This window comes from Nocardioides sp. BP30 (assembly GCF_029873215.1).
In the GTDB taxonomy this organism is placed as follows: Bacteria; Actinomycetota; Actinomycetes; order Propionibacteriales; family Nocardioidaceae; genus Nocardioides.
Window position 1 is genome coordinate 673,932 of sequence record NZ_CP123620.1, and the last position, 11,707, is coordinate 685,638.

Genomic DNA, 11,707 nt, shown 5'->3' on the forward strand with positions numbered 1-11,707 from the left:
GGACGACTAGCCGGTGATGCTGGCGCTGCCGTTCTCGACGTGTCCCACGAAGCGCCTGCTCCAGGTGCTGTCGCCGGTGCCGGTCACGGTGAGGTCGTACCACCCGTGTGACGTCGACAGCACGTCGAAGGTCGCGGTCGCCTGCGCGCCCGCAGCGACGACGTAGGTCCACGGTCCACCGGTGAGGTACTGGTTGGCAGCCACCTTGAACGTCACCGACGATGACGAGCCGTTCACGAGGGTGAGGGTGAGGCCCCTGGTGGTCGCGGCGATCGTGGGGTGCACCTCGACGCCCTTGCTCGCGCCGTTCGCATCTCCGGTGAGGCGGCGTAGGAAGCGGTTCGGGCCCACCACGGTGAGGTCGTAGAGACCCTCGCCGTACCCGCTGCCGACATTGAAGAAGTCGGTCACCGGGCTACCCGGCTTCACGGTGTATTGCCACGGACCTCCGGTGCGGTGGGCGTTGGCGTAGACCGCGTAGTGCGCGGCGTTGGTGCCGGTGGCGCCGGCGTTCGACATGGTGATGTTCACCTTGACGGTGGTGCCGCTGTAGCTCCACGAGGAGACGTCGGCGTTGAGCTGGTACGGGAGGGCTCGTGCCGGCCGGGTGCCCGTCTCCTGGGCAGGCAGGGCATTGGTCTGCGGCGTGGGGTTGGCCAGCGGCGTGCAGGTCGCCAGAGCGATCGCGGCACCGGGGGTGGGGAGCGTCGGCATGCCGGCGACCTTCGAGGTGAAGTCGAACGTCGAGGTCAGGTCACCGCACACCGAGCGTCGCCAAGCACTGATGTTCGGGCACGGGGCGGGCTTGCCGATCGCCGCCGTCCACTTCTCGAGGAACTGGATCACCGAGGTGTGGTCGAAGACCTGGGAGTTCACCCAGCCACCCCTGCTCCAGGGCGAGATGACGATCATCGGCACGCGGAAGCCGAGGCCGACCGGCAGACCGTCGTAGAACTCCCCGGTCGTGCCCGACGCGGGTACAGGCGGCGGCACGTGGTCGAAGAAGCCGTCGTTCTCGTCGTAGTTCAAGAACACCACCGTGCTGTCGAACACCTGGCTGTCAGCGTTGAGGGCGGCCAACAGACCGCTGACGAATCTTTCGCCGTTGACCGGTGGCCCGATCGGATGCTCGGAGTTGAGCTGGTCGGTCACAACCCAGGAGACCTGCGGCAACGTGCCTGCCACGACGTCGGCCCTGATCGCCGCCAGGATGTCGGTCCCGGTCACTCCGGTGGTTGCGGGCACGCTCGCCATGCCCTTGGTGTGGAGCGGGGAGGTGCTCGACGCGTCGCTGAACTGGGTGAAGTAGGCCAACGCGTTGTCGCCGAAGTTGTCCGCCGCGTTCTGGTAGACCTTCCAGCTGACGCCCGCAGCCTCCAGGCCCTCAGCGTAGGTCTGCCAGGTCACCCCTGACTCGTCGCCGCCCGACGTACTCGACGCGTCGATCTTCCCGCTGAACAGGTAGGTGCGGTTCGGGCCGGTCGCGGTGAGTCCGGAAGCGTGGTAGGCATCGCAGATCGTGTAGGCGTCGGCGAGCGCGTAGTGCACCGGGATGTCCGAGCGGGTCAGGTAGCCCAGGCAACCGATCTTGGTCTTGGCCGACATCCAGGAGTCCATCCTGCCGCCGTTCCAGGCCGCGTGCTGGTCGCTCCAGCTATGCGCGATGTCGCCCTGGCACTGGGCGTAGACCTCGCCGTTCGAGGACTCGAGCCAGAACGGATACTGCCGACCGGCGCCGTTCGGTTGGTCGAAGACGGAGTACCCGCCGGGGAGCGTGATGGTGCTCTTGTCCGCGAAGCCACGCACGCCACGCAGGGTGCCGTAGTAGTGATCGAAGCTACGGTTCTCCTGCATCATCACCACCACGTGCTTGACGTCCGCGATGGTGCCGCTCGTGGCGGCGTCGGCGGTCTCGAGCCGGCCGCCCGGGAGGGCGCCCACCTGCGCGGCGAGCGCCGCCAACCCCGCAGCCGACGTACCGGCGAGGAACGTCCGACGATCTACTCCAGCCACTTCCACCCCCAGGTCGATTCGGACCGGTCCGGACAGAGGCATGGGTGCTCCCCGGGCCCGATCCCGTGAACCAGACGCTAGGGAGGCGTCGCTGTCTTCGGCAAGGTTGGTCGCCGAACCCACCCCGGGGTTCGGCGACCGTTCGCCGAGACGTCACCGAATCGCCTTGTCCGCGGGTGTCATCACGCCCGGCACGCGATGTCCCCGGCCGGCGCACCCGCGCGATGCAGACGGCGGTCGAGCGCGGGTACCGGGTGGCCACCTGACGACGAGATGAGGGGGCCGAGCATGCGGTTGGTGACCGTCGCCCACGGCACCCGTCACGCCACCGGCAACGAGGTCGCCGCCCGGCTCACCGTCGCTGCCGGCGAGCGCCTCGGCGTGCCCGCCGCGGTCTCCTACGTCGAGCTGTGCGACCCCGTGCTGGCCGTCGTGCTCGCCGCCTCGGCGGAGCCGGCGGTGGTCGTGCCGCTGCTGCTCACCACGGGCTACCACGTGACCAGCGACATCCCGGCCGCCGTCGCCGCCGCTCCTGGGCCCGCCGTCGTGACAGCGCCGCTGGGGCCGGACCCGCTCCTCGCCGCGGCCCAGGTGGACCGGCTCCTCGCCGCCGGTGCCCGCCGAGGCCAGCCGGCCGTGCTCGCCGCGGCAGGCTCGACCGACCCCGAGGCGCTGCCGCGGCTGGAGGAGGCCACGGCGCTCCTGGGCGAGGCGTGGGGTGGTCCGGTGCGGCTCGCCACCCTGGGCGGGCTGGGACCGCGGCTGGTGGACGTGGTGCGGCCGGGCGACGCGGTCTCGCCGTACCTGCTCTCACCGGGGTTCTTCGCCTCCCGTTGCCGCGACCTCGCCCGCGCTTCCGGCGCGACGGTGGTGGCGGAGGTGATCGCCGTCCACGATCGGGTGGTGGAGCTCATCGAGTGGCGCTTCGTGAGCGCGGCCGGCGGCGCCGCGAGGTCGTGAAGCCGCGCTTGCGGGTCGGGGCGGCATCGCCCCGACCCTCGCTCGTTACGGCGCCGTGGTGACGGTTACCGGGACGGTATGAGCCATCCGCAACTCGCCATCGTCACCGGCAGCGACTCCGGCATCGGCGCCGCGACAGCCGCGCTGCTGGCAGCCGAGGGATACGACGTCGGCCTCACCTTCCACCACGACGACCAGGGGGTGCTCGAGACCGTTCGCGCGGTCGAGGCGCGCGGTCAGCGTGCGTTCGTCGAGCCGTACGACGCCGCCAGCCCGCGGGCCGGCGACATCGTCGACCGGCTGGCCGAGCGTCTGGGCGGCCTCGGGGTGGTGGTCAACGTCGCCGGCACCGGGCACTCCGACCGCGTCCTGGACGTGTCCTACGAGCGCTGGCGGCAGGTCCTCGCCACCGACCTCGACGGTCCGTTCCTGGTGGCCCAGCGCGCCGCCCAGCGGCTGGTCGACGCCGGCCACGGCGGCCGGATCGTCAACGTCACCAGCGTCCACGAGCACGTTCCGCGCTACGGTGCCGCCGCCTACTGCGCCGCCAAGGCCGGGCTGGGCGGCCTGACCAAGGTGATGGCGCTGGAGCTGGCCGAGTACGGCATCACCGTCAACGCCGTCGCGCCGGGCGAGATCGCCACCGAGATGACCGGCACCGAGGAGCGGGACGCCTACGCGACCGAGCGGCCGGGCAACCCCACCGGGCGCCCCGGCCACGTGCACGAGGTCGCGTCGGTCATCGGGTTCCTGGCGAGCCCGCGGGCGGCGTACGTCACCGGTTCCTCCTACGCCGTCGACGGCGGCCTCCTGCTGATGGCCGCCCACGGCCACGACCTGCAGAGCACCGAGTGGCGCTCGGTCTGATCAGCGGAAGTCGATCAGGATGAGGTCGTCACCGTCGTCGCGCTCGCCGGGGCCGACGCCGTCGGTGACGACGCGCGGCAGCCGGTGGGCGGTATCGCTCATCGAGCGCGGCGGGTACGGCGGGCCCGGCGGGTTCACCAGCGGCGTCGGAGGGACCGGATCGCTGATCAGGATCGGCGAGGTCGCCGGTGCGGGGGCGGGCCGGGCGTGCTCGAGCACGGCGGCGCGGAAGACGCGGCAGGTGTAGGGCAGCTGCATGCCGTCCATGCCGCGGCCGTAGTCGTCGTAGAAGGCGAGCACCTCCGCGCGCTTGGCCTCGCGGTCCTCCTCGGCGAGCACGGTGACGTTGGAGCGGGAGAGGACCAGGTCCTGGATCGTCTCGCGGTTGACCACCTGCCAGAACCGGAACTGCTGCTCCTCGACGGCGCTGAACAGCGCCGAGTCGTCGATGACGGCACTCGGGTCGACGTCCTGCTCCTGGCGCCCGATGAGCCGGCCGAGGCGGCGCACCCACGGGATGCGCTCGTCGCGCTGGTTCCACAGCAGCACGAGCCTGCCCCCAGGGGCGAGCACGCGGCTGATCTCCTGCAGCGCCGCCACCTGGTCGAACCAGTGGAACGCCTGCCCCGCGATCACCGCGTCGTACTGCTGGTCGCCGGCCGGGATCTGCTCGGCGGTGCCCACCGTGGCGCGCACATCGGGCAGCTTCGTCGAGAGGACGTCGAGCATCTTCTCGTCGGGTTCGGTGGCGAACACGTCGTGGCCCAGGTCGAGGAGGACCTCGGTGAGCTTGCCGGTCCCGGCACCGAGCTCGAGCACCCGCAGCGGCCGCTCACCCAGCGCCCAGGCGACCGCCTCGCGCGGATAGACCGGCCGGCCGCGGTCATAGGCGGCGGCTGCGGTTCCGAACGAGAGCGCTGGATCGGTCATCCTGCTCAGGGTAGCGCCGTGGGCGGGCATGTCCGGTGATACCGCGCAGCCGGCGGTCCGTGTCGTCACCCGGTGGCCTAGGCTGCGGATACGTGAGTGAACCGCTGGCCTGGCTCGTGTCGCTGGAGGGCGTCGCCTCCGCCTTCGCCGGGGCCCGCGACGGCATCGACGTGATGCTGCGCGACCGCGGCCTTCGTCGTACGGCGCCGGACATCACGGGGGAGTCGTTGCTCCGCGGGGCCCACGCATCCGCGGTGCTGGAGGGGTCGGGCTCGACCCTGGCCGAGGTCCGCGAGTCCGGTGGGGACGCGATCGCGCGCGACGCCGTACGGCTCTCGACCGAGCTGCTCGCGCTGGTGCCGGTGCTGCGCCGTACGCCGCTGCAGGCCTTCGCCCGGTTGCACGCCGTGGCGGCCGCCGGGACCCTGCCCGAGCACGAGCTGGGCCGGCCGCGCGGACCGCAGGAGGTCGAGCGACTGCGCGGCCTGGCCGACCTGCTCGCCGCCGATTCCGCGACGCCGGCGCTCGTGCTCGCCGCGATCGTGCACGCCGACCTCGCCACGGTGGCCCCGTTCGCCTCGCACAACGGGATCGTCGCCCGCGCAGCCGAGCGGCTCGTGCTCGTCGCTCGGGGCGTCGACCCGACCTCGCTGGTCGTGCCCGAGGCCGGCCACCTCGCGCTGCGCGACGCCTACGAGTCGAACCTGCGCGGGTACGCGTCGGGTCAGCGCTCGGGCCTCCACTCGTGGCTGCTGTACGCCGCCGAGGCGTTCACCGCGGGCGCGGAGGCATCGCCGCTACGCCGCGACGCGACCTGAGCCGGACATGCTGGTGGCACTCGATCGGCAGATCGAGTGCCACCGCGAACACGCGAACCGGGGCTACCAAGCGTGCATCATCAACTGCTGCCGCGGGACTGGTTCCCGCTCGGCATCGCGCCCTGTCGGAAGGGTAGATCGCCGCGTGGGTACTCCGGTCACGTGTAGGTATCGAGTTGTTCCTCGACTCCCGTTGTACGCCGCATCGCGCCGCGCTTCAAGGGGTTGACATCGACCCGATCCGGGAGATCAGCCCGCTGCGCCGATCAGGCACCGACGCGGCGCCGCGCCCGGGCGCCCGCCCAGAGCACGCCACCGATGGCGACCACGCCACCGACCGCCAGCGCCGCCAGCGTGGGCCCCGCCGGCGGCAGGGAGGTGCGCAGTGCCACCGGCTTGGTGAAGATCAGCACCGGCCAGTCGCGCTCCTTCGCGATCCGGCGCAGCTCCTTGTCCGGATTGACCGCGAAGGGATGGCCGACCTCCTCCAGCATCGGCAGGTCGGTCATGGAGTCGGAGTAGGCGAAGCTGCGGCTCAGGTCGTAGCCGTGGGTGCGGGCCAGGTCACGGATCGCCTCGGCCTTGTGCTCGGCATAGGCGTAGAAGGCGATCGTGCCGGTGTAGTGACCCTCGCGCTCCTCCATCCGGGTGGCGACCACGTGGTCGGCGCCGAGAAGCTGGCCGATCGGCTCGACCACCTCCGAGCCGCTCGCGCTGACGATCACCACGTCGCGTCCCTCGGCATGGTGTTGCTCGATGAGCTGGACGGCCTCGTCGTACACCAGCGGATCCACGACGTTGTGCAGCGTGTCGGCGACGATCTCACGCACGGTGCTGACGTCCCAGCCGGTGACCAGCTCGGACATCATGTGGCGCATCTTCTCCATCTGGTCGTGGTCGGCGCCGCCGAGCACGTAGACGAACTGGGTGTAGACGCTGCGCAGCATCGCCTTGCGGGAGATCAGCCCGCCGGCCTGGAAGGGCTTGCTGAAGGCCAGCGTGCTCGACTTGGCGATGATCGTCTTGTCGAGGTCGAAGAACGCGGCCTCGCGGGCCGGCGCCGCCCTTCCCAGGTCCATGGGCCCATCGTAGGTGCCGACCCCGCCCGTTTTCGTCCACAATCCCCGCTTCAGGCGTCCCGATCCACAGGGACCTTCGGCCCAGGTTCGGTACGTCGGGGGTCGCGGGCACGCTCCGAGACATGACAGCACTGCTCCTGATCACGGCCGACGACCTGCTTCTCGACGAGTTGCTGCGGCTGGCTGCCGCGGCCGGCGTCACGCCCGAGGTGGCTCGCGACCTGTCCACCGCGCTGCGCGCCTGGTCGCGGGCCCCGGCCGTCGTGGTGGGAGCCGACCTGCTCGCGGGGCTGGCCCGGATGGGGCCTCCGCGGCGACCGGCCGTACACGTCGCCGGGTGGGGTGCGGCCGGCGAGGACGTCTTCCGGTCGGCTCTGGCGGTCGGCGCCGAGCACGTCGTGGAGCTGCCCGACGGTGCCTCCTGGCTGACCGCCCTGCTCACCGACCTGGGCGACGATCCGGGCGGCCGCGGGCTCCTGCTCGGCGTGGTCAGCGGCTCGGGCGGCGCCGGAGGCACCACCTTCGCGTGTGCCCTCGGCCAGGCGGCCGCCGAGAGCGGTCCGGCGGTGGTGATCGACGCCGACCCGCTCGGTCCCGGCATCGACCGCGTGCTGGGTCTGGAGGAGAAGGCAGGGGTGCGCTGGCCCGATCTGGCCCATACCGCCGGTCGGCTCGGCTCGCGGTCGCTGCGCGAGGCGCTGCCCAGGCGCGGCGCCCTCGGTGCGCTCTCCTGGGCGCGCGGCGCGCCGGGAGCCCCGGCGCTGCCGGACGCGGTGGCGGTGCGGGAGGTGCTCTCGGCGGCGGCCCGCGGCCACCAGACGGTCGTGCTCGACCTGCCCCGCGGCCCCGGCAGCGTGGAGCTGGTGGGGCGCTGCGACGAGGTGCTGGTGGTGGTCACCCCGACGATCACCGGCATCGCCTCGGCCGCCCGGCTCGTCGACAGCCTGGTCGATCGCGGTGGTGGTCCGGGGGCCGACCCCGGTCACCTCGGCCTCGTCGTACGCGGGGGCCGGGTCGGTCCCGAGGCGGTGGCACGCGCCGTCGGCCTGCCGGTGCGCGCCGCGATGGCCGATCAACGGGGGCTCGCCGAGGCGATCGACCTCGGTCTCGGGCCGCTGCGCGCCCGCCGCGGACCGCTGGCCCGGGCCGCCGCCGAGGTGCTGGGCAGGCTCAAGGTACGGGCGGTCGCGGCATGAGCGTCTCGAGCGCGGGGATCGACCTGGCCCCGGAGGTGGTGGACCGGGTGCGGGAGTGGCTGGCCAGGTCCGCCGGGCCGCTCACGCCGCACCGGGTGGCCGAGGCGTTGCGCGCCGCGGGCCGGCCGGTCGGTGATGCGACGGTGCTCGCCGTCTACGAGACCCTGCGCCGGGACGTGGTCGGCGCAGGACCTCTGGAGCCGCTGCTGCGGCTGCCGGGCGTGACCGACGTGCTGGTCAACGGGCCCGACCAGGTCTTCGTGGACCGCGGCGCCGGGCTGGAGCAGGCGGCCGTCTCCTTCCCCGACGAGGCGGCGGTGCGTCGGCTGGCGCAGCGGCTGGCGGCCACGGCGGGTCGGCGGCTGGATGACGCGGCGCCGTACGCGGACGTCCGGCTCGCCGATGGCACCCGCTTCCACGCCGTCCTCGCACCCCTGGCCCGCCCCGGCACGGCGATCTCGCTGCGGGTGCCGCAGCGGCGTGCGTTCGACTTGGCGGAGCTGGTCGAGCACCGCATGCTCACCGCGGGCGGAGCCGATCTGCTGCGCCGTCTCGTCGCCGCGAGGCGTGCGTTCCTCGTCACGGGCGGGACCGGCAGCGGCAAGACGACGTTGCTGGCGGCACTGCTCTCCCTCGCCGATCCCGGCGAGCGGCTCGTCATCGTGGAGGACTCCTCCGAGTTGCGGCCCCGGCACCCGCACGTCATCGGGCTCGAGGGCCGGCCGGCCAACATCGAGGGCGCGGGGCGAGTGGAGGTGAGCGCCTTGGTCCGGCAGGCGTTGCGGATGCGCCCGGACCGGCTCATCGTGGGGGAGGTGCGGGGGGCCGAGGTCGTCGACCTCCTGGCCGCGCTCAACACCGGCCACGAGGGCGGTTGCGGCACCTTGCACGCCAACTCCGCGAGCGACGTTCCTGCCCGGGTCGAGGCGTTGGCGCTCGCCGCCGGGCTGGGACGAGAGGCGGCGCACAGTCAGCTGGCCTCCGCCTTCGATGTGGTGCTGCACCTGGGTCGGGTCGAGGGCAGGCGGGTGCTGCTGGAGATCGCTGTGCCACGGCGAGAGCCGTCCGGACTCGTCGTGATGGAGCCGGCCATCGGATGGGGGCCGCGCGGCGTGTGCGAAGGACCGGCGGCCGAGGCGCTGAGCGGATTGCTGGCATGAGTACGGGGGTGACGGCCGGCCTGGCGGCCGCCGCAGCGGTGATGCTGCTCCTCGGGGCCCCACCATCGCCCGAGCGCAGCACGCGAGCGCACCGGCGCTGGTGGTGGGCGGCGGCGATCCTGCTGCCGTTCACCGTCCCGGCCCGATGGTGGCCGTTGGCCGGCATCGCGGCGGGGGTGGCGCTGGGGGCCTGGCTCCTGTGGCGCGCCCGAGCTCGGCGATCGACGGCCGCTACCGTCGCCGGGCGCGTCGTGGAGACCTGCGAGCAGCTGGCGGCTGAGTTGGCCTCGGGCCAGCCGTCGGGCGGTGCGCTGGATCGGTGCGCGAGCGCGTGGCCGCCGCTCGGCCCGGTCGCCGAGGCGTTCCGGATGGGGGCGGACGTCCCGGCGGCGTGGCGGCAGGTGGCGGCCGAGCTGCCGGGCGGCGGCGACCTGCGGATCGTGGCCGCAGCCTGGGCCGTCTCCCACCGCACCGGCCAGGGCCTGGCGGAGGCGGTGGACCGGGTGGCGAGGGACCTGCGCGCCGCGGCGGTCACCCGGCAGGTGGTGGTGGGCGAGCTCGCCTCGGCGCGCGCCACCGCCCGGCTGGTCGCGCTGCTTCCGGTCGCGGCGTTGTTGATGGGCGCCGGCGTCGGTGGACGACCCTGGGTGTTCCTGCTCGGCACACCACTCGGGCTGGCCTCGTTGACGCTGGGTCTGCTGTTCGGCTGGGCGGGGTTGGCCTGGATCGAGCGGATCGCGGCGGGGGTCGAGTCGTGAACCCCAGCACGTGGTGGCAGCTGTGGGGCGCGGCGGGATGTGCGGCACTCGCCGCCGCGCTGGCCCAGCGACCGCCCCGTCGGCTCCGGTCCGACCGATGGATACCGGAGGTCCGCGAGTCAGGGCCGGACGTCGACTGGAACCACCGGTGGCGATGGCTGCTCGCCGCCTCGGCCGGTGTGGGCGCCTGGGCGTTCCTGGGCGGTCCGCTCGGACTCGTGGCCGTGCCGGTGGCGGCCACCCTGACCTGGACGACCGCCGGTCGGGCCGAGCCGGCCGCCACCAGACGTGCGCGGGAGCGGAGCGTTCGCGAGCTGCCTCACGTCGTCCGGCTGCTGGGCCTGGCGCTCGACGCCGGCGCCCCTCCCGCCCAGGCCCTGGAGATCGTCGCCGACGCGCTGCCCGGACCGGCGAGCGACCGGCTCCGGCCGGTCGCCGTGCGGTTGCGACTCGGTGCCGATCCGGCCGCCGGCTGGGCGGCTCTCGGCCAGGACGCCGCTCTCGCTCCGCTGGGCCGCACCCTGGGTCGAGCTCAGGAGGGCGGACTGTCGGTCGCGGAAGCGGTGGCGAGGTTGGCCGACGACCTCGCCCGGCAGGCGCACGCCACGGCGGAGCGGCGGGCCCGCGCCGTCGGCGTGCGGGCGGCCGCGCCGCTGGGTCTGTGCCTGCTTCCCGCGTTCCTGCTGATCGGGATCGTGCCGCTCGTCGGTGGGCTGCTCACGTCCTTGTCGTGGTGAGCACACGGGAGGTGATTGACGTCACAGGCCGTGACCGGTTCACTGTGGCCTCCACCCTCGTGAGGAGCCGTCCGCCTGCATGTCCATTCCGCAACCGCCGACGCGGCTCACCCTGCTGGAGTCGGTACGCCGTGGACTGGCCTCGACCCGGGGCGACCTCGGCCAGGTCACAGGCCTCTCGCGCAGCGTCGTCGCCCAGGTCGTCTCCGAGCTGGTCGCCGAGGGCCTGCTGATCGAGCGCCGCGTTGCGGGGCCGGTACGGCGCGGGCGACCGACGTCGCGGGTCCAGCTCGCGCCGCAGCAGGGCCTCGCCGCGGGCATCGACGTCAGCCACCGGCACATCGCGGTGATCCTCAGCGAGCTGGACGGCCGCGCGATCCACGAACAGGAGATCGTCTTCGACGTCGATGCCGATGCGGCCGCCACGTTCCGGGCGGCCCGCCGGCTTCTGGACGCCGCGATCGCTCGCGTGGGCGTCCGCGGCCGGCGCCTGGTCGCCGTGGGCGTCTCGCTGCCCTTCCCCGTCGTCGGGGTCGAGCGCGTCGTCGCGCCCGTCGGTCACGTGCCCGGCTGGGCCGGTGCCCGTCCGCACGAACTGCTCCGGCTCGAGCCCGGGACGCTGCTGATCGTCGACAACGATGCCGATGCCGGCGCCTGGGGTGAGCTGATGCACGACGACGACGCGCGCTCGCTGCTGTTCGTCAAGGTCGGCGAAGGGCTCGGCTCCGCTCTCGCCGTGGGCGGCCAGGTCTTCGGCGGCGCCCACCACATGGCCGGGGAGATCGGTCACGTGCTCGTGCCCGGGTCCCGCCTGCCCTGCCGCTGCGGCGGTGCGGGCTGCCTCGACGCCGTGGTCACCCGGGCGGTCGAGCCGGACGCCTCGGCGTCGGAGATCGAGGCGGCCGGCACCGCGCTCGGTGGGGTGCTCGCGCAGCTCGCGAGCTTCGTCGACCCGGACGTGGTCGTCGTCGGCGGCACCGTCGGAAGCGACCCCGGTCCCTTCGCCGAGTGGATCGCCACCGGCTACAACGCGCTCGCCTCCCGGATCCACCACGCGCCGCTGCGCGCTGCCGTCCTCGGTCGCCGGTCGGAGCTGCGAGGCGCCCTTGACCGGGCGCTCGGTCAGGCGTGGCATGCCCTGGCCACCCCGTCGCCGTACGTGCTGGCGCGCTGAGACGACCACCGCCGC

General features: G+C 73.3%; 11 protein-coding genes. 8 read left to right on the forward strand and 3 right to left on the reverse strand.

What is annotated here, in order from left to right:
* Positions 1–6: 6 nt before the first annotated feature.
* Positions 7–2,013, reverse strand: coding sequence for a phosphocholine-specific phospholipase C (locus P5P86_RS03095; RefSeq protein ID WP_280609816.1), 2,007 nt, complete (start codon positions 2,011–2,013; stop codon positions 7–9).
* Between the two features lie 288 nt (positions 2,014–2,301).
* Here P5P86_RS03095 and P5P86_RS03100 point away from each other — a divergent pair, with 288 nt between their 5' ends.
* The gene (locus tag P5P86_RS03100; protein WP_280609817.1) at positions 2,302–2,973 is read left to right on the forward strand and encodes a sirohydrochlorin chelatase; all 672 of its coding nucleotides are present in this window, start codon (positions 2,302–2,304) and stop codon (positions 2,971–2,973) included.
* 78 nt (positions 2,974–3,051) lie between these two features.
* Positions 3,052–3,840, forward strand: a complete 789-nt coding sequence (locus P5P86_RS03105; RefSeq protein WP_280609818.1) for an SDR family oxidoreductase — start codon at positions 3,052–3,054, stop codon at positions 3,838–3,840.
* Here P5P86_RS03105 and P5P86_RS03110 read toward each other — a convergent pair whose 3' ends face one another.
* Complete coding sequence (locus P5P86_RS03110) at positions 3,841–4,770, reverse strand: class I SAM-dependent methyltransferase (RefSeq protein WP_280609819.1); 930 nt, start codon at positions 4,768–4,770, stop codon at positions 3,841–3,843.
* 92 nt (positions 4,771–4,862) lie between these two features.
* Here P5P86_RS03110 and P5P86_RS03115 point away from each other — a divergent pair, with 92 nt between their 5' ends.
* Entirely contained in the window at positions 4,863–5,588 is a 726-nt protein-coding gene (locus P5P86_RS03115) for a Fic family protein (protein ID WP_280609820.1), read from the forward strand.
* Positions 5,589–5,854: 266 nt separating this feature from the next.
* On the opposite strand, the gene P5P86_RS03120 is transcribed toward P5P86_RS03115, so the two are convergent.
* A complete protein-coding gene (locus P5P86_RS03120; RefSeq protein ID WP_280609821.1) occupies positions 5,855–6,667 on the reverse strand; it encodes an HAD family hydrolase in 813 nt (270 codons plus the stop codon).
* 122 nt (positions 6,668–6,789) lie between these two features.
* Between P5P86_RS03120 and ssd the strand changes: the two genes are divergently transcribed.
* From ssd to P5P86_RS03145, 5 genes are all read left to right on the forward strand, one after another.
* Entirely contained in the window at positions 6,790–7,863 is a 1,074-nt protein-coding gene (gene ssd / locus P5P86_RS03125; RefSeq protein WP_280609822.1) for a septum site-determining protein Ssd, read from the forward strand.
* Positions 7,860–9,023, forward strand: coding sequence for a TadA family conjugal transfer-associated ATPase (locus P5P86_RS03130; protein ID WP_280609823.1), 1,164 nt, complete (start codon positions 7,860–7,862; stop codon positions 9,021–9,023). The genes ssd and P5P86_RS03130 overlap by 4 nt, the downstream gene beginning before the upstream one ends.
* Complete coding sequence (locus P5P86_RS03135) at positions 9,020–9,781, forward strand: type II secretion system F family protein (protein WP_280609824.1); 762 nt, start codon at positions 9,020–9,022, stop codon at positions 9,779–9,781. The genes P5P86_RS03130 and P5P86_RS03135 overlap by 4 nt, the downstream gene beginning before the upstream one ends.
* Positions 9,778–10,518, forward strand: coding sequence for a type II secretion system F family protein (locus P5P86_RS03140; RefSeq protein WP_280609825.1), 741 nt, complete (start codon positions 9,778–9,780; stop codon positions 10,516–10,518). The genes P5P86_RS03135 and P5P86_RS03140 overlap by 4 nt, the downstream gene beginning before the upstream one ends.
* Before the next feature lie 79 nt (positions 10,519–10,597).
* The gene (locus tag P5P86_RS03145; RefSeq protein ID WP_280609826.1) at positions 10,598–11,692 is read left to right on the forward strand and encodes an ROK family transcriptional regulator; all 1,095 of its coding nucleotides are present in this window, start codon (positions 10,598–10,600) and stop codon (positions 11,690–11,692) included.
* The last annotated feature ends 15 nt before the right edge of the window (positions 11,693–11,707 follow it).

Coding starts and splice junctions, on each gene's coding strand:
- P5P86_RS03100 (WP_280609817.1), top strand. CDS start 2,302: ATGCGGTTGGTGACCGTCGCCCACGGCACCCGTCACGCCACCGGCAAC.
- P5P86_RS03105 (WP_280609818.1), top strand. CDS start 3,052: ATGAGCCATCCGCAACTCGCCATCGTCACCGGCAGCGACTCCGGCATC.
- P5P86_RS03120 (WP_280609821.1), bottom strand. CDS start 6,667: ATGGACCTGGGAAGGGCGGCGCCGGCCCGCGAGGCCGCGTTCTTCGAC.
- P5P86_RS03145 (WP_280609826.1), top strand. CDS start 10,598: ATGTCCATTCCGCAACCGCCGACGCGGCTCACCCTGCTGGAGTCGGTA.
- P5P86_RS03135 (WP_280609824.1), top strand. CDS start 9,020: ATGAGTACGGGGGTGACGGCCGGCCTGGCGGCCGCCGCAGCGGTGATG.
- P5P86_RS03110 (WP_280609819.1), bottom strand. CDS start 4,770: ATGACCGATCCAGCGCTCTCGTTCGGAACCGCAGCCGCCGCCTATGAC.
- ssd (WP_280609822.1), top strand. CDS start 6,790: ATGACAGCACTGCTCCTGATCACGGCCGACGACCTGCTTCTCGACGAG.
- P5P86_RS03130 (WP_280609823.1), top strand. CDS start 7,860: ATGAGCGTCTCGAGCGCGGGGATCGACCTGGCCCCGGAGGTGGTGGAC.